Raw genomic sequence first — 20,720 nt, forward strand, 5'->3', positions numbered from 1 at the left:
GCCAGGACTTCAGGGCCAACGCCCACCGCAGGAAACGTATACGCTCTTCCTTCCAGTCGGATTTCCTCTCCCCTGCCGGGAGATTCAATCATACGGATTCCGATTGAATCTGGTCGTTTCAGATTCAATCCGAGCGGATGCGAGTAGGAAAAAATACGGATTCCGCGATATGGATGCACAGGCGGCGCTTTCCCGACTGTGCAGGAATTAAGCGGAATCCGTATCAGAGGACGTACCAACGGTCGGCAGGTGGCTTTTGGACTACGGGAGGCGTGTTAGGCTCGGACGTTATGAGCCGCATCCCGCTGAAGTCTGCCCGTGAAATCGAAATCATGCGCCGCGCCGGGGGTCTGGTGGCCGAGACCTTCCGGGTGCTTGAGCCGTATGTCAAACCCGGCGTGACCCTCAAGGAACTCGACCGGCGGGCCGAGGAATTTATTCGCAGCAAGGGGGCCAAACCCGCCTACCTGGGCTACGGCCCGCGCCACAATCCCTTTCCCGGCACCATCTGCGCCAGCGTGAACGAGGTGATCTGTCACGGGATTCCCGACGGACGTGAGCTGAAAGAAGGCGACATCCTGGGCATGGACATCGGCGTGCTGCTGGACGGGTACTACGGCGACGCCTGCACGACCTACACCGTCGGCACCGTCAGCGAAGAGGTGCGCCGGCTGGTGGACACCACCCGCGACTGCCTGAACGCGGCGCTGGACGTGGTGCGGCCCGGAGCGCGGCTGGGCGACATCGGTTACGCCATTCAGAGCCTCGCGGAAGGGCGCGGCTACGGCGTGGTCGAGGAATACACCGGGCACGGCATCGGCAAGCGGCTGCACGAGGAACCCACCGTGCGGCACAAGGGCGTGCGCTACACGGGCCTGAAGCTGCAGCCGGGCATGGTCTTTACCATCGAACCGATGATCAACCTCGGGACGCCCGAAACGCGGCTGCTCGAAGACGGCTGGACGGTCATTACGGCGGACAAGCAGCCGAGCGCCCAGTTCGAGCACACGCTGGTCGTGACTCCCCGGGGCTATGACGTGCTGACCCTCTGATTCGGGCCGGCGTCCAGCCTGACACGGCTTACGCCGCCACCAAACCCGCCCGGTGGGTGGGGAGAGGCGAGTGCGACACTTGTAATACGGATTCCGATTGAATCTGAAACGACCAGATTCAATCGGAATCACCTCGGGTGCGGCGAGATTCGCGGTAGTGGGAAGGTAAAAATGCCGTGCAGAGCGCGGGAGCGGTCTCCGCCTTCCAGTCCTGCCCTCGTCATCGCGTGGATTTCCCCCCTCGCCGGATGGATTTCACTTCCGATCGCTTTCCACAGCGCCGAGCAAAAGGTCCCCCACAACATGGTTTGCGCCTCGGTTGAACACTCATTTGCCGCCGCACCCGAGGTGAATCCGTATCAGGTCTACCGTCATCATCACCCTTTCGGGATGAGGGTAGCCCATGAGCCGGCGCCCAACATCTCCCCATGCCGGGGGCCTTTTCCAGGCAACCACGCAGACTCACTACGACGCAGGCCGCCTCAACCGAGCCGTGCAACTGCGCCGAGTGCTGGGGAAAAGCGAGGAACAGAGCGCCGGGTTCCTATACCCGAAAAGCCAGCCGAAGTGTGGGCAGCGCCATCAGACGGAAGTCCGTGTCATGACCCACGAAGCCGTTCAAAAAGAAAACAAAATCCCCCGTACAGGACAGGGGATTTCTCTGTGGTGCCGATAAAGGGACTCGAACCCTTACGGTTTCCCGCTCGATTTTGAGTCGAGTGCGTCTACCAATTCCGCCATATCGGCGCGGAGCGCTGCACTGCGCTTGGGCAGCGTAGCGGATGGTAACGCAGGGCCGGGGCCGGGTCAACGGGGGCTGGCCCCGCGCCCGGCCCCCTGCTCGTCTTCCGTTTCGTCTGGTGGAAACAGCTCGGCCACTTCCCGGATGGCCGGCCAGATCACGTTGCCGCCGAAACCGCGCCGGGCGAGAAAGGCGTAGGCACTGGCCCTGGGGTCACGCTTGCGGCTCAGGGCGGGCCAGCGCCTGAGAAGCAGTTCGGTGGCCTGCTGCTGCTCCTGCTCGGGGTCGCGGGCCTGGAGGGTCTCTTCGATGAGTTCGGCCCCCACCCCCCGGCGGCGCAGGGTCTGGCGCACCCGCATGCCGCCCACACCCCGGCGCTTGTTTTCGGCGCGGGCGACCTCCGCGTCGTTCTGGTAACCGAGTTCCTGCACGCGCCGGAGCACGTCCTCAATCAGTTCGGGGTCTTCCGAACGCCGCTCCAGTTTGCCGCGCAACTCGGCCTCGGTGACGGCGCGGGCACCCAGCGCCCGGAAAGCGTAGGCGAGCAGGGCCTCGCGCTGCTCCTCGCGGGTCTTGGGGCGGCGGGGCCTGGCTTCGGCCTCCGCGTCCGGTGCGGGGAGGGACGGCTGGCGGCGGGGGCGGTACATGGCAGGCAGTATGACGCTTGACCCCGCTGGGCACTGTCACGCATACTGGCAAAGTTGCCTACCTCCAGTGGTGGGCAGCTCCGGCCCGACGTGACAGCGTCGCCGGACGCGCCACCTGGCAGAAGTCAGCGTCGGACGCTCGTGTTCCCCGCAGGGAACCGCCCCGCAAGAGCGGGAGAAAAAGGAGAGTCAACCATGGCCTTGCGTCACAAGTCCGCCCAGAAGCGTCACCGTCAGAGCCTCAAGCGCCGCGCCCTGAACCGCGCCAAGAAGAGCACCATCAAGACCTTCAGCAAGAAGGCCGTCGCCGCCGCACAGGGCGCTGCCGAGGACGCCGCCGCCCTGCAGCAGCGTGCCGAGAGCCTGATCGACAAGGCCGCCAAGGGCAGCACCCTGCACAAGAACGCCGCCGCCCGCAAGAAGAGCCGCCTCGCCAAGGCCATCAACAAGGCCAAGGCCGCGCAGCAGGCGTAATACGGATTCCGCTAAATTCCTGCACAGTCGGAACTACACCGCCTGTGCATCCATATCGCGAAATCCGTATCTTTTCCTACTCCTTTCAGTCGGATTGAATCCAGCAGATTTCTGGATTCAATCGGAATCCGTATAAGCCCCGGTTTCAGGGACCGGCCCGCCTCCCCACCCGGGGGGCGGGTTTTTGTTGCCTGGAATGTGACCCGGCCAGCCTTCGCGTCCCACCTTCTTCCCATCTGGGCCGCGCAGAATGGGGCGTACCATGCAACCCGCCCCCCTGCGTTCCCTGACCCGTCTGGGCCTGCTCGTCGCGCTGGCCGTACCTACCGCGTCTCTGGTGGCGCCCGCCCACGCCCAGGGAACGGCCTCTGCCCCGGCGCTGGCGGCCACCGCCCCGGCCCAGCGGATATTCGACGAGGTCAACGACCTGCTTGTCGAGCGTTACGGGGGCCTGTCCAAGACAGACCGCCAGGCACTCACCCGCGAGTACCAGGAGCGGCTGAACGCGGTATGTGCGCCGCAGCCCCGGACCTGTTCCGAGGAAAAGGCGTACCCGGTGCTCGAAGCCGAGCTGACGGCGCTGGGCGACGAACACAGCTTTTTCCAGACGCCCGAGGACTACCGGGACTTCGTGACCAGTGCCACGGGCGGCAGCCGCCAGCAGTTCGGGGTCAAACTCGCGCCGCTCGACGGCGAAAACCGGCTGGTCCTCGAGGTGGTGCCGCAGGGGGCTGCCGAGACCGCCGGACTGCGGCGCGGGGACGTGCTGCGCACCATTGACGGCAAGCCTTACCTGTACACCGACCTTCAGACCGCGCGGCGTGAGGGGCGCCCGATTCGGCTGGGGCTGGAGCGGCAAGGGCAACTGCTGGACCTCACCTTGCAGGCCCGTGAGAGCAGCACCCGCGACCTGCCGCGCCTGAGCTACGTGGGGCCGCAGGGCGACGTGGCCCTCATCCGCATTCCGACCTTTCTGACCGGGGGCGGCGTGGGGCAGCGCGTTCATGACCTGGTGGGACAGGCGCGAAAGGCAGGGGCGCGGGGCATCGTCGTGGACCTGCGCGGCAACACGGGCGGCAGCCTCAATGAGTGCGACAGCGCGGTGGGGGCGTTCGTGCCCACCTTCACGCGGGTGGCCCAGAGCGCGGACGGCCAGAGCCGCACCACCGTGCAGCGCGGCAGGCGCCTGGAAGACGGACAACTGCGTGGCAGCGTCCGCAACCCGCAGCTTTGGACCGGCCCGCTGGCCGTGCTGGTCAATGAGGTCAGCGCGTCGTGCAGCGAGTTTTTCGCCTACGAGGTGCAGTATGCCCGGCGCGGCCCGGTCATCGGAGAGCAGACGGCGGGCGTGGGCAACACGGCCACCCGCGTCTTTCCGGTGGGCGAGGAGGCCGCCCTGCAGCTCACCATCACGCACTATGTCAAGCCCGGAGGAGAGGCCTACCCGGTGCGCGTGACCCCCGACCGGCAGCTGCCTGAGAGCGAGGCCGAGCTGCGGTTGCTGAGTCAGGGCGACGACGTGTTGCTGCGGGCGGGCCTTGACGCCCTGACGACGGCGCCGACGCTGGCGGTGGACGGAGACAGACCCTAGCCGAGACAACCGCTAGCCAAGACAGGCCCTAGCCAGCCTGACGCTGCCGCGCTTCCATCTGCTCCCGGGTGGGAATCTCGCGCAGCACCCTCGTAAGGCCCGCCGCCGTCACCAGCCCCACCAGCAGCAGCGTGAGCCAGGGCAGCAGGTGAAAGTCCAAACGGTGCCCGGCGTCCACCAGCGCCCCGCCCACGAAGTTGCCCACGGCGCCGCCCAGTCCCAGACTGATGGCGGAAAAGCCGAAATAGCTGCCCACCAGTCCTTCGGGCGCCAGCCGCGCCGTCAGGGTCTGCTGCATGGGAAAGACGAGCATGGTGCCCAGGCTGTAGAGGGCGACGCAGGCGAGCAGTTGCGCGAAGGTCTGCGCCAGCCCCATCAGCCCCAGGGCCACCGCCACGGTCAGCACCGCGCCCACCAGCACGGTTCGCACCCGCAGGTGCCGCTCGGTGAATCGCAGCAGCGGGTACTGGAGCACCACCGCCAGCCCCGCCGAGAGGCCGTAGAGCGGCCCCGTCGCCCCCGGCCCCGCGAGTTCGACGGCCCGGAGGGTCACGGCCACGTTGAGCTGCGTGCTCAGCAGGAAATACCCGCACAGCACCAGGGTGAAATTGCGAAACACCCGGTCGTGCAGCGCGACTTTCAAGCCGGAAAACGTATCGGCGGGCACCTGGGCCGGCTTCAGGCGCGGCAGGGTCAGCGCGAGCAGCACGAAGGCGACGACGTAGGCACTCGCCGCGATGAGGGACGCCCGCTGAAACCCCAACACGATGAGCCACGCCCCCAGCAGAGGCCCGGTCACCATACCGAGGTTTCCGGCGATGCTGATCAGGCTGAACATCCGGGGCCGGTGCTCGGGCGCCGTCACCGCCGTGATGGCCGCGCTCTTGGGCGCGTCGAACAGCCCGCCCCCGATGCCTGCCAGCACCGACGCCGCGAGCAGTTCGGGGAGGCTGCCCGCAAAGCCCATCCACCCGAAGCCCAGCGTGCGAATCAGGCACCCGGCCAGAATCAGCGGCCTGGGGCCAAGGCGGTCGGCCCAGGCGCCCCCGAACACCGTCAGCCCCTGCTGCGTGAGCTGCCGCAGGCCCAGCACCAGCCCCACGCTCGCCGCCGCCCACTTCAGGTCGCCCACGAAATGCACCGTCACCAGCGGAATCACCAGAAAAAACCCGCCCCACATCAGCGTGGTGACGGCAATCAGGCCAAACTGCGCGGCGGAGAGACGAAAGGGCGTGGGGGCGGGGGCAGGCGGCGCGGCAGTCACGCAGGCGAGGGTACACCCGCCAGCCTCGCCCGCACTGTTCTGACGATAGGTGAGAAAAGTGGGCCGGGCCGCTCAAGGAAAACGCCGACCGCCAGGGGTGGGGAGCGGGCAGCATCGAGATATGACTTCATCCAAGACCTGGACCCTCGGTGCCGCGTTCCTGAGTGGGGCTTTGTTCCTCGCCTCGTGTGGAGGTGGGGAAGCGCCGCAGCCCGAGCCTGAGCAGCCCGCCGTAGGCGACCCCCGTATCATCCTGGGCAACATCGACCCCAATCAGGACCTGCCCTCGGCAGTGAATGTGCAGGCGCTCGCCCAGAGCGATGTGCCCGCCCTGCGCGACCTGAAGGCTCCGGTAGACGCCGAAGGCCGCTTTGCCCTGACCCTGCCCGACGCGGCCACCATGAACGGCTTCGAGGACCTGCAAGGCGCGGGCGAAACCTTCGGCTGCTTCGACCCGGCGGCGGTGACGGCTCCGGCGGGCAACCAGTTCTTTGCCGTGCGCTACGTCCACGGGGTCAACAATGGCCGCGACTACTTCCACAAGACCGACAGTGGCAAGGAAGGCGAGGCTTCGGTCAAGACCATGCGCGTGTTCGCCAAGCAGGACGCCAAAGTGAGCATCAAGCCCAGCGACACCTGCCCTATCTCGGCAGACCTCGACCTCAAGGCAGGCTGGAACGCCGTCGAAGAAACCATCGGCGCAGGCGACAACGCGGTCACCGCCTACAAGATGACCACCCTTCCAGCTGGCGAACTTATCTTCCGTGACACCCAGCTCTTTGCGGGCAGCGTCGGCAAGAACTGAGAGAGCATGAAAAACCGCCCCACCTTGAATGAGTGGGGCGGTTTTTGCTGACGGCTACCGGCTCTTGAGTTCCGTCCAGATGCGGTCGTAGAGCCTGGGCACGCGGCCCTGCGGCAGTTCGTTGATGAACTCGACGCGGCCCGCCTGGAAGTCCTCGTCGGTGGGGCTGAAGGCCTTTTGCGACTTCAGGAAGGGGTCGAGCAGCGGCTGCGCGGCGCGGTTGGGGTTGCCGTAGTAGGTGTAGTTGGAAATGGCGGCGCTGTTTTCCCCGTCCAGCACGAAGTCCACGAAACTGCGGGCCAGCGCCGGGTTCGGGCTGCCGCGCAGCAGCACGAGCAGGTCGGTGGAGATGGTGGTGCCGGGCGTCGGCAAAAAGACCTTGAGGCGCTCGTCCTCGGCGGCCCCGCTGAGCAGGTCGCCCACGTAAATCTGCCCCAGGTCGATGGTCCCGGCCAGCAGCTTGTTGCGGATTTCCGGCCCGCCCGCAAAGGACTCGAAACCCTGCTTCTGCACCGTGCGCCGCAGGAGATTGCGGGCTTCACGCAGTTCCTCGACTTTCTGCGTGTTGACCGAGTAGCCCAGGTATTTCAGCGCCGCGCCGATGACTTCGCGGGGGTCGTCGAGCAGGGCAAATTTGACCGTGTCCTCGGGGCCGAAAATCAGCGACCAGTCTTCCTGCTTGGGGGTATAACGACCGGAGTTGTACGCCAGTCCCGTCGCCGCGAACTGGTACGGCACGGTGTAGGTGTTGCCGGGGTCGAACGGCGGATCGACGAACCCGGCGGCCACATTGCCGAAGTTCTTCAGTTGCGCCTTGTCCATCGGTTGCAGCAGCTTGGCCCGCAACATGGTCGCAATCACATAGTTGCTCGGGGTGGCGAGGTCATAGCTCGCGCCGCCGCCCTGCAACTTCGCCAGCATCGCCTCGTTGCTCTCGAAGGTGTCGATGACGACCTTCACATTGTTCTGCTTCTCGAAGGCCCGCACCACCTCGGGGTCAATGTATTCCGACCACATGAACAGCCGCAGCGTCCGCCCGTCGTTGCGGCTCTGGGGGGCCGGGGTGGTGGTGCCGTTGCCCTCGGCGGCGGTGTCCTTCGGCTCGACGCGGTGGCAGGCGGTGAGCAGCAGCAGCAGGCAGATGGCGGAAGGCAGATGGCGTTTCATCTTTCCACCCGCCGGGGCCGCGTCAGCGCGTTGCCTGCCACCAGCAGCAGGACAGTGGCGAGAACCAGCAGGGCCGAAAGCGCGTTGATGTCGGGGGTCACGCCCTTCTTGACCGAGGTGTAGATCAGCACCGGCAGCGTCTTGAAGCCCGAGCCACTGGTGAAGTACGTCACCACGAAGTCGTCCAGCGACAGCGTAAAGGCCAGCAACGCCCCCGACAGCACGCCCGGCAGGGCCAGCGGCAAAATCACCTGCCGGAACCCCTGCCAGGTGTTGGCCCCCAGGTCGGCGGCGGCTTCCATCAAATCCTGCCCGTAGCCTGCCAGCCGCGAACGGACGGTGAGCGACACGTAGCTGATCTGAAAGGTGACGTGCGCCAGCATGACCGTCCAGAAGCCGTTTTCGAAGGTCCAGCCGGTCAGTTCCATGCCGCCGCGCACCAGGGCATAGAACATCAGCAGCATGACGCCCATCACCACGTCGGGAATGACAATCGGCATGACCAGCAAAAAGGTCAGCGGCGTGCGCCAGCGCAGCGAGTACCGCCACAGCCCGAAGCCGATGAGGGTGCCCAGCACAGTCGCCACCAGCGTGCTGCTCAGCGCGACCAGCAGCGTGTTCGTGACGGCTTCCCGCACGTCCGAGCGGGCGAACAGCACCGAGTACCACTTCGTCGTGAAGCCCTGCCACGTCGCCCCGAACTTGGAATCGTTGAACGAAAAGACGATGAGCACGAGAATCGGCAGGTACAGGAAGGCGTAGGTCAGCCACGCCCACGCGGAGAGGAGGGGGTGGGAGCGCCTCATGGCTGCCTCCGGCAGAGCGGATGGAAGATGGCCGAAGGCAGAAGGCCAGCTTGAGCCTGGGCCAAAGCTGCTTTTGCCATCGGCCATCGGCTATCCGCCATCTGCAAAGCGAAGCCCCTCATATCAGTTCCTCCAGCCCTTTTTGCCCCGCCGACCGCGCGTAGAGCCACAGGCCCAGCAGCACCACGCCCATCAGCAGGAAGCTCAGGGCCGAGCCGTAGGGCCAGTCGCCCGCCTGCCCAAACTGGTTCTGAATCAGGTTGCCGATGAGGGCGGTTTTCGCGCCGCCCAGGATGTCGGACACCACGAACATGCCCAGCGCCGGAATGAAGGTCAGCAGCACGCCCGCGACCAGGCCCGGCAGGGTTTGCGGAAACACGCCCGCCAGGAACGCCCGCGCCGGGGACGCGCCGAGGTCCTGCGCCGCTTCGAGCAGCCGCCAGTCCACCTTTTCCACGCTCGAATACACCGGCAGCACGAAAAACGGCAGCAGCGCGTAGACCATGCCCAGAAAGGTGGCGGTCAGGCTGGGCACGAGGTCGAAGGGCCGCAGAATCAGAATCCAGGCATAGACCCGAATCAGGAAGTTCGTCCAGAACGGGATGATGAGCAGCAGCAAAAGTAGGTTCTTGCGCCGCTCGTCCTGCCGGGCGATGTAGAAGGCCAGCGGGTAGCCCATCAGCACGCACAGCAGCGTGGTGCCCGCCGCGACCAGCAGCGAGCGCCACAGCACCCGCAGGTTGTCGGGCACCCATTCCTGAAACAGCGCGTCGTACCCGAAGACCCGCCCCCAGTTTTCCAGCGTCCAGGGCAGGCCCACCTGCGCGAGGTCGGTGCGCGTGAGCAGCGAGTACCCGAACATGATGGCCGACGGCACGACCAGAAACGCCAGCAGCCACAGGGTGGCGGGGAGGATGGGGAGGGGGAAGCGTTTCATGGATGCCTCCGGCATGATGATCGTTGAGAGTTGATGGTAGATAGAGAACTGCTTTTTTCCATCAACCATTAACCATCAACCATCAACGGCGCAACGCGCCTCATTCCCCCTCCTCCAGCACCACCAGACTCGCGGGCGGCAGGTACAGCGCCACTTCTTCCTCGTAGTCGAAGTCCTCGTCGGCCCCGATGTCGGCGTTGAGCTGGAAGGCGACCAGGCGCTCGCCGTGCGCTTCGAGCAGGTACTGGTTCTCGGCCCCGGTGTACACGATGTCGTCCACGCGGGCGCGAACCTCGTTGCCCTCGGTATCAATGTCGCGCTCCATCCGGAGTTTTTCGGGGCGAATGCTGAGGGTGACGTTCTGGCCCACGCTCAGGCCCGCGCCGTGCAGGGTTCGCAGCGGGCCGAATCCGGTCTGGATGACGGCTTCGCCCCCGTGTATTTCGGTCACCTGACCCGCGATCAGGTTGCTGCTCCCCAGGAAGTTGGCGACAAAGGCGGTGCGCGGGCGCTCGTAGAGTTCCTCGGCGCGGCCCAGTTGCTCGATGCGCCCTTTATTCATCACGGCGATGCGGTCACTCATGACCAGTGCCTCCTCCTGGTCGTGGGTGACGAAGACGAAGGTCATGCCGAGTTCTTCCTGCAAATTCGACAGTTCGACCTGAAGCTGCTTGCGAAGTTTGAGGTCCAGGGCCGAGAGCGGTTCGTCCAGCAGCAGCACCTCCGGCTGGTTGACGATGGCGCGGGCCAGGGCCACCCGTTGCCGCTGCCCGCCCGAAAGCTGGTCGGGCTTGCGGTTCCCGAACGCCCCGATTTGCACCGTCTCCATCGCCCGCTCGACCCGCGTGTTCAGGTCCGCGCCGCGCACGCCCTTTTGCCTCAGGCCGAACGCCACGTTGTCCGCGACACTCAGGTGCGGAAAGAGCGCGTAGCTCTGAAACACGGTGTTCACGGGCCGCTGGTGCGCCGGAATCCCGGTCATGTCGCGCCCGCCGATGACGATTTGCCCGGCGTCGGGTTGCTCGAAGCCCGCCAGCAGCCGCAGCAGCGTGGTCTTGCCGCAGCCCGAAGGCCCGAGCAGGCTGAAAAACTCCCCCCGCCGGATATCGAGGTCAATGTCGTGCAGCACCGGAGTTTCGCCGCCCGCCGCGTTCCGGTAGCTCTTGAACACGTCCACCACGCTCACGGCGGCGTCTGCCGACAGTTCGCGGGTGCGCTTGCCCTTGAAGACGACGCCGGTTATCGGCCCGCCCTCCGCTTGGTGTCGTTCTTCTTCACGCTGCCGATTCTAGGGTGTTTCCGTCCAACCCTTCCGGCGGGCGGGCGCCGCTCACGTTCAGGGACTAGGCTGTCTGGGGGACCTATGGAAGACATCATCTTGCCGCTGGGATTTTTCGCCATCGTTTTCGGGTTTCCGCTGGTTCGGCGGGAGATGAACCACCGTCACCGCATGGAGCGGCTGCGCGAGGAGCGTGCCCTGCAAGCGTCCCAGCCCGCCCCTGATGTGCCCAATCTGGACGACGCCCCCGCTCTGGCCCTGCGCCTGCCCGAGCCGCACCGCCTGTACGCGCTCGCGCTGCTCTGCCGCCTGGAGGACGCGCCTCTGTCGGGCCTCGACGCCCGCGCCCGTTACCTGGTCACGCAGGCCCGGCAGCAGGACTTGCCCGCCACCCTGCGCGGCTACCTGAACCTGACGCCCGCCGCCCGCCAGCGCCTCGCCGCGCAGGGGCAGCTGCCCGAGGAAGTGCTGCGCGAACAACTCGAACTCATTTCACGCGGGGTGGAGGAAGCGCTCGGGCGTGACACCGCCGCTGCCGACCAGCTGCTCACGCAGGGCCACTACCTGCGCCAGAAGTTTCAGCCCGTCAAGCTGGGAGAACCGCTTCCCGTTGCGCGCGGGGGAGGCAGAAAGGAAAGCTGATACGGATTCCGCTTAATTCCTGCACAGTCGGGAAAGCGCCGCCTGTGCATCCATATCGCAGAATCCGTATTTTTTCCTACTCGCATCCGCTCGGATTGAATCTGAAACTACCAGATTCAATCGGAATCCGTATGAGGGACAACCCGCCTCCCCCGCACCCGCTATGCTGCCGGGCGTGAACGTGAGTGCCGCCCCCTCCCTGACCGTCGCGTTTCTGGCGGGGCTGATTTCCTTTCTGAGTCCCTGTGTGCTGCCACTGGTGCCCAGTTACCTCGGCGTGCTGGGGGGCGCCCAGGCCCCGCTGGGCCGCGCCCTGGGGTTTATCGCGGGGTTCGGGCTGGTGTTTGTCGCGCTGGGGGCCACCGCCAGCACGCTGGGGGCCTTTCTCGCGCCGCACAAGCTGCTGCTGGGGCAGGTCGCCGCCGTGCTCATCGTCTTTTTCGGGCTGGTGATGCTGGGCGTGGTCCGGCTGCCCCTGCTCATGCGCGACACCCGGCAGCTCGCCGACGCAGGGGGCTACGGCCCGGTCGCGCTGGGGGCCGCCTTCGCCTTCGGGTGGAGTCCTTGCCTGGGGCCGACGCTGGGAAGCATTCTGGGGCTGGCCGCCAGCAGCGCCAGCCTGGGCAGCGGGGTGCAGTTGCTCGCCGCCTACACGCTGGGGCTGGCCTTTCCCTTCCTGCTCGCCGCGCTGCTGTGGGACCGGCTGAACCTGCGGCGGCTCAACCGCTACGCCGGAGTCTTCGAAAAGGTCGGCGGCGCCGTGCTGGTCGTCGTCGGCGTGATGATGCTGACCGGGCAGTTTACCCGGCTCGCCACTTTCTTTTTCAACGTGATGCCCGAGTGGCTCAAGGTGTAACCGTGAACCTCGATTCCTGGACCCCCACCGACAAGGCCCGCCGCCTCGCCACCCTGGTCGCCGCCTACCTCGCCGTCGCCGCCGTCCTCGGCTGCTGGCTGGGGCTGGCCTGGCCCTGGTATTTCGCGCTGCTCGCAGGGGTGGCCCTGTACGCGGCGCTGTATTTCGTCAGCTACGCGGTCTTCAAGCAACTCTTCGGACGCTGAGCACAGAGGAAGGAGGGCGGGACGCAGAGAGGTTCACCGCGTCCCGCCCTCCTCCTTTCCTTATACGGATTCCGCTTAATTCCTGCACAGTCGGGAAAGCGCCGCCTGTGCATCCATATTGCGGAATCCGTATTTTTTCCTACTCGCATCCGCTCTGCTGCGCAGCTTTGCAAGTCGGATTGAATCTGAAACTACCAGATTCAATCGGAATCCGTATTAAACAGCCAGACCCTGCGCGTGGGCGCTCACGTCCTTGCTCTCGTACTGACCGGGCGGCAGGCCGATGCTGGGGGTGTTGGCCTCGAAATCGTCCTTCCAGCCCACCTCGTCCAGGGCTTTTTTCCAGGCGCCGATGCTTTCGTTGCGGTAAATCTGGTAGGCGGCCATGCCCACTTCGGGGCCGCCCCGGGCGATGACGCTCTCCACCCAGGCCCACTTCGCCGACACGTTGCGCAGCTCGGCGGTGGTCCGCAGTTCCTTCTGGATGCGCTTGAGGCGCTTTTCGATGGTCTGGACGCCCGCGAAGGGGTCGGCGAAGTGCGGCGTGTGGCGCTTGGGCACGAAGGGGCTGATGCCGAGCGCGATGCGGTTGATCTGGCTCAGTTCCTTCGTGAACGAAATCAGCTCGGAGATGTCGTCGTCGTTTTCCGGGCCGAGGCCGATCATCATGTAGACCTTGAGGCCCGAAAAGCCCAGGTCGCGGCTGATCTGCGCGGTCTTGAGCAGGTCCTCGGTGGTGATGCCCTTCTTCAGCCAGCGGCGCAGGCGTTCGCTGGGCGCGTCACTGGCGACGGTAAAGGTTCGCAGGCCGCCCGCCTTGAGAATCTCGGCGAGTTCCTCGTCCACCGTGTCGGCACGGATGCTGCTCACGCCGAGTTTGACCCCGCGCTCGGTCAGCGTTTTGCCCACGTACTTGGTGTGTGGAAAGTCGGACAGCGCCGCGCCCACCAACCCCACTTTTTCTGCCCAGTCGGGAATCACGTCGAGCAGTTCCTGGGCCTGGTTGTTGCGGTTGGGGCCGTACATCGTCCGCGCCAGACAGAAGGTGCAGGGGCGGGGGCAGCCGCGCTGGGCCTCGACCAGGAACATGTTAGACAGTTCCGAGTGCGGCGTCACAATCTGGCTATAGGCGGGCAGCAGTTCCTTGGGCGCGGTGGCCCAGGTCGGCTCGTGGACGTGGCGGGCGGGCAAAAAGACGCCGGGCACGCCGTCAATCAGGTCGTAGAAGTCCTCACGGCTGCTCGCTTCGCGCAGGGCGTCGGCCACCACCGGGACGATCTGCTCGCCGTCACCGATGATGATGATGTCGGCAAACGGCGTCAGGGGGTAGGGGTTGGACGACGTGAACGGTCCACCCACCATCACCACCGGGTCGCTTTCGTCGCGCTCCTCGCGCAGCGGCGCCATGCCTGCCACGTCGAGCAAGCGGATGATGTTGGTCAGGTCGAGTTCAAAGCTCACGCTGACAGCAAACAGTTCACAGTCGCCCGCGTCCCGGCCCGACTCCACCGTGGGCAGCGCCTGCCCCGTGCGCTCGAAGGCGTCCACGTCGTCCGGCAAAAAGGCCCGCTCGCAGGCGACCCCTTCTTCCTGGTTGAACATGCGGTAGATGACCTGATAGCCGAGCGACGCCATCCCCACCGAGTAGCGGTTGGGAAAAGCCAGCGTCACGCGGACGGGGGCCTGCTTGAAGAGGGTGCCGGTTTCGGCGTCCAGCAGCGGTTTAATTTCGTTGCGCCAGTAGCTCAAAATTCTCCTGAGAGGCCACGCTGGGGGCCTCGGTTCAGCGTCGGGGGGCTTACTCGTCCGGGGTGCGCCGGGGAAAGCCTCGTTCACGTCAGGCGGCGCACGTCACAGCCAGACAGTATAGCGCTGGCCGGCCCGGCGATAGTGCGGCAAGCCCCCAAGCCGGGTGGGTGGGCCTCTGCGTCTGCGCCAAAAGCCGCGCCGCCCCGGAAACTGGAGCGGCGCGGGCACGGGAAAGGCGCGGGGAGAGGCAGGCGCCTCAGTGGCCAGCGCCCCCCTTGCGGGGAATGAGGTGCATCAGGACGACGATGACCGCGCCGAGGCCCAGGCCGACCATGGCCGAACCGAGCGTCTCGACCAACCAGAGCACGGCGCCCGACAGGGCAGGAACGGCGTGGGCGGCGGCTTCGGCGTCGTGGTGGATGGCGTGCGCCAGCCAGCCGAACCCGAACTTCTCCAGCCCCGCCACCACGATGTGACCGCCGACCCACAGCATCGCCGCCGTGCCGACCACCGACAGCACCGACATGACCACCGGCATCCCCTTGACCAGGGCGCGGCCCAGGGCGCGGGTGCCTCCCAGACGACCCTGCGCCATCTTCAGGCCGATGTCGTCCATCTTGACGATCAAACCGACCACGCCGTACACCAGCGCCGTAATCAGGAGGGCGACGGCCACCAGCGTGGCGGCCCGCACGCCAAGGTGCAGCGTGGCGACCTCGGCCAGCGCAATCACCATGATTTCCGCCGAGAGGATGAAATCGGTGCGAATGGCGCCGCTCACCATCTGTTTTTCGTGCTCCGGGGTGCCGAGGGCCGCCACGTCCTCGGCTTCTTCGTGACCGCCGCCGGTCAGAGCCTCGTAGAGCTTTTCGGCGCCCTCGAAGCACAGATAAGCGCCGCCCAGCATCAGCAGCGGATTGAGCGCCCAGGGCAGAAACTGGCTGAGCAGCAGGATGACCGGCAGAATCAGCACGATTTTGTTGAACAGCGACCCCTTGGCGATGCGCCAGATCACCGGCAGCTCACGCTCGGGCTGGAACCCGGCCACGTAGCGCGGCGTCACGGCGGTGTCGTCCACCACCACGCCGACCGCCTTGGCCCCGGCCCGGCCCGCCGCCGCACCGATATCGTCAATCGACGCGGCAGCGAGCTTGGCGATGGCCGCCACGTCGTCGAGCAGGGCCACCAGACCGCCGCTCACGGAGCGCTCCGGGTCATGGAAAGAGGAAGACAAAGAGGCATCACAGGCATCAGACGTTCAGCCTAGCAACCGGCAGGGGGGCAGGGGGCCAACCGGACCTTCAGACTGCTGCGCGCTCCGCCTCCGGGCGACGGGCGGTCAGCGAGATTCCGGCGCTCGCCACCGCCACACACAGCAGCGCCAGCCACTGCCGCAGACTCAGGGCCTCGTGCAGCAGCAGCCACCCGCTCAGGGCGGCGATGGCCGGCTCCATGCTCATCAGCACACCGAAGACACGCGGGGGAATGGCCCGCAACGCCGCCATTTCCAGCGAGTACGGGAGTGCGGAGGAAAACAGCGCCACCGCCAGCCCCGCCAGCAGGAGGTCGGGCCGCAGCAGCCCGCTGCCCGCCTGAGCCACCCCGAACGGCAGGGCCACCAGCGCCGCCACCAGCATGCCCGCCACCACCCCGGTCACGCCCGGCACCCGCCGCCCCACCGCGCCCCCGGCCAGGATGTACGCGACCCAGAACGCCCCGGCGAGCAGCGCCAGCCCCGCGCCGGGCAGGTCGAGGTGTCCGGCGCTCTCCCCCACCGGCGCAATCAGGGCGATGCCCACGGCGGCGAGCAGCACCCACCCCACGTCGGTGACCCGGCGCGAGAGAAAGAGAGAGAGCAGCAGCGGCCCCACGAATTCCAGCGTGACCGCCAGACCCAGCGGCAGGCGCTGCAAGGCGAAATAGAAACTCAGGTTCATCAGCCCCAGTGCCACGCCGTAGGGCACGATGGCCTGCCAGTCGGCGCGGGTCAGGGCGCGCAGGTTCGGGCGAAAGGCGAGCAGCAGCAGCGCCGCCGCGAGCGTCACCCGCAGCGCCGTGGTCCCCCCCGGCCCCAGCGCCGGAAACAGCGACTTGGCAAAGGCCGCGCCGCCCTGAATGCTCAGCATGGCGAGCAGAAGCGCGGGCAGCGGGGGCAGCGGCAGGGCACGCGGAGACGGGGCACGCGGAGACAGGGCAGGACGGGGCCGGGGCATCACCGCCCAGCATAGGCCGCAGGGCCGGGGCGGGCCGGGGCGTCATCTGCCTTTCTCGCTTTCCCCCTTGTTCCCTCTCCCAGCTTTCTGATAGGGTTGTTCGGTGCGCTCCCGGTTGGCTGCTGACGGGCGCATGTTCTCCGGGCATCCTACTCCGGAGACGACACCCTCGAAATCAACCCCTGAGGTCTACTGCACATGGTGAAAATTCGTCTGTCCCGCTTCGGCTCGGCCCACAACCCCCACTACCGCATCGTCGTCGCCGACGTGCGCCGTCCCCGCGACGGTGGCTACATCGAGAACCTGGGTCACTACGACCCCCGCAAGACCACCGAGAACTTCCTGAAGATCGATGTCGAGCGTGCCAACCACTGGATCGCCCAGGGCGCCCAGCCCACCGACACCGCCCGCCGCCTGCTGCGTTCGCAGGGCGTCAAGGTCAGCAAGAAGTAAACCGCAAGCGCGACGAACTCAGGCCCCCGAGTGGGGCCTTTTTTCGTGGTCTGGCGGGATACGCTGCGTTCGGGGGTGCCCGCACGACCCTCACTCTCCGGCGGAAAGGTCTCTCCTCATATGGATTCCGCTTAATTCCTGCACAGTCGGGCCTATACAGTTGGGAAGGCGCCGCCTGTGCATCCATATCGCGGAATCCGTATTTTTTCCTACTCGCATCCGCTCTGCTGCGCAGCTTTGCAAGTCGGATTGAATCTGAAACTACCAGATTCAATCGGAATCCGTATCAGTTCAAAACCCGCTGCGGCTGCGCCACCGGGGGTGTCCAGTCGGCCCGGAACAGTCGGGGACGCTGCGGGTCGCTCGAAAGGACGTACCACACGCGCAGCCCCGAGGCGTGGGGCTGAAGCGGCAGGTAGGCGCTCTGGCCCGCCGGCAGCGTGTCGAGGGGCGTCCCCTCCGCCGTGCGCAGCCGCAACCAGGCGTTGGTGCGGGCAGGCGACCACCCCGCCACCTGCACCGACTGCGGCGAGGTGTTGGTCAGCTGCGCTCCCTCCCCGGTCAGGGACAGGCTGAGTTCGGGCCACTCGGGCACCAGCGGGGTCTGCCAGCGCAGGGCGAATCCCGGTTCGTTGGGGGGGCGGCGGGCGGGGCGGGGCAGCAGCGTGGCGGCGAGCAGGCCGCCCACCCCGGCGACCAGGGCAGCCACCACACTCAGCACCGTGGCGAGGTTGGCTTCGCCCGCCATCAGCGCGCTGGAGAGCAGCAGGAAGCCCCCCACCAGCCCGAACAGCGGCCAGCCCAGGCGCGGGCGGCGTGTCCTCTCCGGTGCATGTCCGGGAATGCGCCTGGGCCGCACGTAGGCCAGCGGCCAGAACTCGGCCAGCAGCAGCAGGGCGACGCCCACCCCGAACAGGGCAGGCAGCTCGGTCGGCCCCGCCAGCAGCAGGGAGAGCAGCCCCGGCACGAACCACCACCCCTGCCGGGGAATCCGGCCCCGCCGCGCTTCCCGGGCGACGCGCACCCACCAGAAGACCGCCAGCGCCGCGAGCGCGAGCGCGTAGAGCCAGGTCACCCCCGGCAGTCCGGTGGGGGTCAGCAGCGCGAGGGACAGGTCCGTCATGGCGCCGACTTATAGCAGAGAGCCGCCCGGCACACCGGGGTCAGTGTTCCCGTTCGGCGCGGGGAGCGGCCAGGTCGTCCGGCTTGACCAGCGGCGTGCGCTCGTAGGTGCTGGGGTGCTGGCTGTGGCGCCCCAGTTTCAGGCCCGTTTCCCCGTTGCCAGCGTTGGCCGCCGCGCCGCGCAGATGTCCGCTCCAGTCCCGGTCGGGCGCGGCAGGCAGCGGCGTGTCGGGCAGGTCCAGGGGCGCCGGGCTGGACAGGTCGGTAAACAGCGCCTCCGGAGCTGCGGGCACGGGAACCGTATGCACGGTCCGGGGCTGGCCCTGGCGCACCATCTCGTGAACGAGGTGCCCGAGTTCGTCGCGCAGGATGCCTTCCCAGGCGGTCTGCACGGCGCCCAGACTGCCGGGCAGGGCGAACACCAGCGCCCCGCGCCCCAGCCCGCCGAGTGCGCGTGAGAGCATGGCCGCGCCGCGCACCTGCCCGTAGGAGAGCATGCGGAACAGTTCGCCGAAGCCCGGAATGGGCTTGACGAGCAGCGACTCGATCACCGGCACCGTCACGTCACGCCCGGCGATGCCGGTGCCGCCCGTGGTCAGCACCACGTCGGCGCTGCGCATCAGCCGGACCACCGCCGAGCGGATTTCGACCGCGTCGTCGCGCACGATCAGTCTCTCGACCAGTTCGTGCCCCCCGGCCAGCAGCTGCTCGGCGAGGTACCGCCCGCTCTCGTCGCTCTCCGCCGTGCGGGTGTCACTCACGGTCACCACGGCGGCACGAACGCTGCGGGGAGCCTCCTGACGGTGCTGCGCCGCCCCGGCAGCGGGGGACTGTGAAGCGGGTTCGGTCATGTCGCCCAGGATAACCCGCCCCCTTCACGGACCGCACCTCGCCGTGCCGGGCGGCCCGCCCCCTGCTCTCTGCCGTCATCTCCCTAGCCAGCCCTCCACCCTGGGGAAGCGGGGGGACTACCCTCTAAGCCATGGTTTCCCCTGCCCCCAGCACGCCTGCCCCCAGCACACCAGTCACGCCGCTGCGCGTACTGATCTGCGACGAGATGAACCCCGGCAACCTGACACACGCCGGATTCGAGATCGACTACGAGGGCAACATGGACCGTGCCGAGACGCTGCGCCGCCTGCCCGAGTACGACGCCCTGATCACCCGCAGCCGCACCCGGGTGGACCGCGAACTGCTCGACGCCGCCGGGCCGCGCCTGAAGGTCATCGGGCGCGGGGGCGTGGGCGTGGACAACATCGACCTGGAGTACGCCAGCCGCCGGGGTCTGCTGGTCCTGAACGCGCCGGAAAGCAACAACGTCTCTGCCGCCGAACTCGCGGTCATGCACCTGATGGCCGCCGCACGGGGCCTGACGCGCAGCGACCGCAAGACCCGCGCCGGGGAATGGGACCGCAAATTTCTGGGCCTGGAACTCACCGACAAGACGCTGGGCATCGTGGGTCTGGGGCGCATCGGCTCCATCGTGGCGGACCGGGCGCAGGGGCTGCACATGAAGGTCGTCGCCTACGACCCCTACGTGCCCGAAAGCAAGTTCGAGCGCCTGGGCGTGGAGCGGGCCGCCAGCCTGGACGACCTGCTGGAACGGGTGGACGCCCTGACCGTGCATACCCCGCTGACCGACGAGACACGCGGCATGATCGGCGCGGCTCAACTGGCGCGGCTGAAACAGGACGCCATCGTGGTCAACGCGGCGCGGGGCGGCATCGTCGAGGAGCAGGCGCTGGTGGACGCGCTGCACAGCGGCAAGCTGTTCGCGGCAGGCGTGGACGTGTTCGTGGACGAGCCGCCCGCGCCGGAGCACATCTTCCTCGGTGCCCCGAACCTGGGCATCACCGCGCACCTGGGGGCCAACACCCGCGAGGCCCAGGAACGGGTCGGGGCCGAAATCGTGAGCCGGGTGCTCGACGCTCTGCGGGGCGACGTGAGCAAGGGCGCGGTCAACGCCCCGGCCCTGGACGCCAAGACGATGGAGCAGCTCGGCGGGTATCTGGACCTGGGCGAGAAACTGGGCCGCATCCTGACGCAGCTTCTGCCCGGCGGCCACGAGGTCGAGGTCACCTTCCGGGGCGAATTTCCCGCCGACCCCGCGCCCGTGGTCACCGCCGTGCTGGTCGGCTACCTCTCGGGCAGCACCGACGAGACGCCCAACATGATCAACGCCCGCGCCCTGGCCCGTGAGCGCGGCGTGACCCTCAGCGTGCGCGAGGAGGAAGACAGCCCCGACTACCAGACCGAGGTGATCGTGCGCGTCCTAACCCGCAGCGGCGAGAAGGAGCGCGTGCGGCAGGTCGGCGGCACGGTCTTCGGCAAGTCGCCGCGCCTGACCCGCCTGCGCCACTACCGCGTCGAACTCGAACCCGAGGGCTACATCCTGATCGCCTCCAACCAGGACAAACCGGGGGCCGTCGCCAAGCTGAGCAACCTGCTCGGCACCTGGGGCATCAACATCGCGGGGATGGCCCTGGGCCGCGCCGAGAAGGGCGGGCAGGCCCTCTTTACCCTGACCCTCGACGACAACCTGACCCCGGAGCAGTTGCAGGCGATTCGGGATCTGGACGTGATCGAGTCGGCGTATCTGGTCAAGGTTTGAGCGCGGAACGGCGCGGTCAAAACGTCTAAAGGTCTAAACGCCAGCGGCCCTGTTCAAGACAGGGAGACTGGCGTTTGCCTTTCCCCACCATCAACCATCAGCGA

Annotated in this window: 20 protein-coding genes and 1 tRNA gene; 9 read left to right on the forward strand and 12 right to left on the reverse strand. The window is 67.1% G+C overall.

Going from position 1 to position 20,720, the window contains the following annotated elements; all coding sequences use genetic code 11:
- The first annotated feature begins 290 nt into the window (after positions 1 to 290).
- Positions 291 to 1,052: a type I methionyl aminopeptidase gene (map, locus tag G6R31_RS05635; protein WP_017872008.1), complete on the forward strand. Its 762-nt coding sequence runs from the start codon at positions 291 to 293 to the stop codon at positions 1,050 to 1,052.
- Between the two features lie 664 nt (positions 1,053 to 1,716).
- Here the strand turns inward: map and G6R31_RS05640 are convergent.
- Positions 1,717 to 1,799, reverse strand: a tRNA-Leu gene (locus tag G6R31_RS05640).
- Positions 1,800 to 1,859: 60 nt separating this feature from the next.
- A complete protein-coding gene (gene recX / locus G6R31_RS05645; protein ID WP_017869852.1) occupies positions 1,860 to 2,441 on the reverse strand; it encodes a recombination regulator RecX in 582 nt (193 codons plus the stop codon).
- A 195-nt stretch (positions 2,442 to 2,636) separates the two neighbouring features.
- Here recX and rpsT point away from each other — a divergent pair, with 195 nt between their 5' ends.
- Together rpsT and G6R31_RS05655 are read left to right on the forward strand one after the other, a co-directional pair.
- Positions 2,637 to 2,915, forward strand: a complete 279-nt coding sequence (gene rpsT, locus G6R31_RS05650; protein WP_017869853.1) for a 30S ribosomal protein S20 — start codon at positions 2,637 to 2,639, stop codon at positions 2,913 to 2,915.
- A gap of 262 nt (positions 2,916 to 3,177) precedes the next feature.
- The gene (locus G6R31_RS05655) at positions 3,178 to 4,506 is read left to right on the forward strand and encodes a S41 family peptidase (RefSeq protein WP_017869854.1); all 1,329 of its coding nucleotides are present in this window, start codon (positions 3,178 to 3,180) and stop codon (positions 4,504 to 4,506) included.
- 28 nt (positions 4,507 to 4,534) lie between these two features.
- Here the strand turns inward: G6R31_RS05655 and G6R31_RS05660 are convergent, their stop codons facing one another.
- A complete protein-coding gene (locus G6R31_RS05660; RefSeq protein WP_017869855.1) occupies positions 4,535 to 5,770 on the reverse strand; it encodes an MFS transporter in 1,236 nt (411 codons plus the stop codon).
- Positions 5,771 to 5,891: 121 nt separating this feature from the next.
- Between G6R31_RS05660 and G6R31_RS05665 the strand changes: the two genes are divergently transcribed.
- On the forward strand, positions 5,892 to 6,575 hold the full coding sequence (locus G6R31_RS05665) for a hypothetical protein (protein WP_051056471.1): 684 nt from the start codon (positions 5,892 to 5,894) through the stop codon (positions 6,573 to 6,575).
- Between the two features lie 54 nt (positions 6,576 to 6,629).
- On the opposite strand, the gene G6R31_RS05670 is transcribed toward G6R31_RS05665, so the two are convergent.
- The 4 genes from G6R31_RS05670 to G6R31_RS05685 all read right to left on the reverse strand — a co-directional run bounded on the left by G6R31_RS05670 (position 6,630) and on the right by G6R31_RS05685 (position 10,671).
- Positions 6,630 to 7,742: a polyamine ABC transporter substrate-binding protein gene (locus G6R31_RS05670; protein WP_017869857.1), complete on the reverse strand. Its 1,113-nt coding sequence runs from the start codon at positions 7,740 to 7,742 to the stop codon at positions 6,630 to 6,632.
- Positions 7,739 to 8,548 (reverse strand): ABC transporter permease, encoded by an 810-nt coding sequence (locus G6R31_RS05675; protein WP_017869858.1) that lies wholly within the window; start codon positions 8,546 to 8,548, stop codon positions 7,739 to 7,741. The genes G6R31_RS05670 and G6R31_RS05675 overlap by 4 nt, the downstream gene beginning before the upstream one ends.
- Before the next feature lie 118 nt (positions 8,549 to 8,666).
- On the reverse strand, positions 8,667 to 9,485 hold the full coding sequence (locus tag G6R31_RS05680) for an ABC transporter permease (protein WP_017869859.1): 819 nt from the start codon (positions 9,483 to 9,485) through the stop codon (positions 8,667 to 8,669).
- Between the two features lie 100 nt (positions 9,486 to 9,585).
- Entirely contained in the window at positions 9,586 to 10,671 is a 1,086-nt protein-coding gene (locus tag G6R31_RS05685) for an ABC transporter ATP-binding protein (RefSeq protein ID WP_017869860.1), read from the reverse strand.
- A gap of 177 nt (positions 10,672 to 10,848) precedes the next feature.
- On the opposite strand from G6R31_RS05685, the gene G6R31_RS05690 reads away from it, so the two are divergent.
- The 3 genes from G6R31_RS05690 to G6R31_RS05700 all read left to right on the forward strand — a co-directional run bounded on the left by G6R31_RS05690 (position 10,849) and on the right by G6R31_RS05700 (position 12,468).
- Entirely contained in the window at positions 10,849 to 11,406 is a 558-nt protein-coding gene (locus G6R31_RS05690) for a hypothetical protein (protein ID WP_017869861.1), read from the forward strand.
- A gap of 163 nt (positions 11,407 to 11,569) precedes the next feature.
- The gene (locus G6R31_RS05695; protein ID WP_017869862.1) at positions 11,570 to 12,262 is read left to right on the forward strand and encodes a cytochrome c biogenesis CcdA family protein; all 693 of its coding nucleotides are present in this window, start codon (positions 11,570 to 11,572) and stop codon (positions 12,260 to 12,262) included.
- 2 nt (positions 12,263 to 12,264) lie between these two features.
- The gene (locus G6R31_RS05700) at positions 12,265 to 12,468 is read left to right on the forward strand and encodes a hypothetical protein (protein ID WP_017869863.1); all 204 of its coding nucleotides are present in this window, start codon (positions 12,265 to 12,267) and stop codon (positions 12,466 to 12,468) included.
- A gap of 216 nt (positions 12,469 to 12,684) precedes the next feature.
- Here G6R31_RS05700 and G6R31_RS05705 read toward each other — a convergent pair whose 3' ends face one another.
- The 3 genes from G6R31_RS05705 to G6R31_RS05715 form a co-directional block, all read right to left on the reverse strand.
- Positions 12,685 to 14,217, reverse strand: coding sequence for a B12-binding domain-containing radical SAM protein (locus tag G6R31_RS05705; RefSeq protein WP_017869864.1), 1,533 nt, complete (start codon positions 14,215 to 14,217; stop codon positions 12,685 to 12,687).
- Positions 14,218 to 14,473: 256 nt separating this feature from the next.
- Positions 14,474 to 15,418 carry a DUF808 domain-containing protein gene (locus G6R31_RS05710; protein ID WP_017869865.1) on the reverse strand — a complete coding sequence of 315 codons (945 nt, stop codon included), beginning with the start codon at positions 15,416 to 15,418 and terminating at the stop codon, positions 14,474 to 14,476.
- A gap of 100 nt (positions 15,419 to 15,518) precedes the next feature.
- Positions 15,519 to 16,430 carry an EamA family transporter gene (locus G6R31_RS05715; protein ID WP_017869866.1) on the reverse strand — a complete coding sequence of 304 codons (912 nt, stop codon included), beginning with the start codon at positions 16,428 to 16,430 and terminating at the stop codon, positions 15,519 to 15,521.
- Between the two features lie 198 nt (positions 16,431 to 16,628).
- On the opposite strand from G6R31_RS05715, the gene rpsP reads away from it, so the two are divergent.
- Entirely contained in the window at positions 16,629 to 16,883 is a 255-nt protein-coding gene (gene rpsP / locus G6R31_RS05720; RefSeq protein WP_017869867.1) for a 30S ribosomal protein S16, read from the forward strand.
- Between the two features lie 286 nt (positions 16,884 to 17,169).
- On the opposite strand, the gene G6R31_RS05725 is transcribed toward rpsP, so the two are convergent.
- Together G6R31_RS05725 and G6R31_RS05730 are read right to left on the reverse strand one after the other, a co-directional pair.
- Positions 17,170 to 18,006 (reverse strand): hypothetical protein, encoded by an 837-nt coding sequence (locus G6R31_RS05725; RefSeq protein WP_017869868.1) that lies wholly within the window; start codon positions 18,004 to 18,006, stop codon positions 17,170 to 17,172.
- Between the two features lie 40 nt (positions 18,007 to 18,046).
- Entirely contained in the window at positions 18,047 to 18,856 is an 810-nt protein-coding gene (locus G6R31_RS05730) for a MogA/MoaB family molybdenum cofactor biosynthesis protein (RefSeq protein ID WP_017869869.1), read from the reverse strand.
- 131 nt (positions 18,857 to 18,987) lie between these two features.
- On the opposite strand from G6R31_RS05730, the gene serA reads away from it, so the two are divergent.
- Positions 18,988 to 20,616 (forward strand): phosphoglycerate dehydrogenase, encoded by a 1,629-nt coding sequence (serA, locus tag G6R31_RS05735; protein ID WP_025567941.1) that lies wholly within the window; start codon positions 18,988 to 18,990, stop codon positions 20,614 to 20,616.
- Positions 20,617 to 20,720 lie beyond the last annotated feature (104 nt).

It is taken from the genome of Deinococcus wulumuqiensis R12 (genome assembly GCF_011067105.1).
Classification (GTDB): Bacteria; Deinococcota; Deinococci; order Deinococcales; family Deinococcaceae; genus Deinococcus; species Deinococcus wulumuqiensis.

What these genes read in the sequence shown, in the direction of transcription:
- G6R31_RS05665 (WP_051056471.1), top strand. Translation starts at nt 5,892, where the DNA reads ATGACTTCATCCAAGACCTGGACCCTCGGTGCCGCGTTCCTGAGTGGG.
- G6R31_RS05715 (WP_017869866.1), bottom strand. Translation starts at nt 16,430, where the DNA reads ATGCCCCGGCCCCGTCCTGCCCTGTCTCCGCGTGCCCCGTCTCCGCGT.
- G6R31_RS05690 (WP_017869861.1), top strand. Translation starts at nt 10,849, where the DNA reads ATGGAAGACATCATCTTGCCGCTGGGATTTTTCGCCATCGTTTTCGGG.
- recX (WP_017869852.1), bottom strand. Translation starts at nt 2,441, where the DNA reads ATGTACCGCCCCCGCCGCCAGCCGTCCCTCCCCGCACCGGACGCGGAG.
- G6R31_RS05725 (WP_017869868.1), bottom strand. Translation starts at nt 18,006, where the DNA reads ATGACGGACCTGTCCCTCGCGCTGCTGACCCCCACCGGACTGCCGGGG.
- rpsT (WP_017869853.1), top strand. Translation starts at nt 2,637, where the DNA reads ATGGCCTTGCGTCACAAGTCCGCCCAGAAGCGTCACCGTCAGAGCCTC.
- G6R31_RS05655 (WP_017869854.1), top strand. Translation starts at nt 3,178, where the DNA reads ATGCAACCCGCCCCCCTGCGTTCCCTGACCCGTCTGGGCCTGCTCGTC.
- rpsP (WP_017869867.1), top strand. Translation starts at nt 16,629, where the DNA reads ATGGTGAAAATTCGTCTGTCCCGCTTCGGCTCGGCCCACAACCCCCAC.
- G6R31_RS05680 (WP_017869859.1), bottom strand. Translation starts at nt 9,485, where the DNA reads ATGAAACGCTTCCCCCTCCCCATCCTCCCCGCCACCCTGTGGCTGCTG.
- G6R31_RS05695 (WP_017869862.1), top strand. Translation starts at nt 11,570, where the DNA reads ATGCTGCCGGGCGTGAACGTGAGTGCCGCCCCCTCCCTGACCGTCGCG.
- G6R31_RS05670 (WP_017869857.1), bottom strand. Translation starts at nt 7,742, where the DNA reads ATGAAACGCCATCTGCCTTCCGCCATCTGCCTGCTGCTGCTGCTCACC.
- G6R31_RS05730 (WP_017869869.1), bottom strand. Translation starts at nt 18,856, where the DNA reads ATGACCGAACCCGCTTCACAGTCCCCCGCTGCCGGGGCGGCGCAGCAC.
- serA (WP_025567941.1), top strand. Translation starts at nt 18,988, where the DNA reads ATGGTTTCCCCTGCCCCCAGCACGCCTGCCCCCAGCACACCAGTCACG.
- map (WP_017872008.1), top strand. Translation starts at nt 291, where the DNA reads ATGAGCCGCATCCCGCTGAAGTCTGCCCGTGAAATCGAAATCATGCGC.
- G6R31_RS05675 (WP_017869858.1), bottom strand. Translation starts at nt 8,548, where the DNA reads ATGAGGCGCTCCCACCCCCTCCTCTCCGCGTGGGCGTGGCTGACCTAC.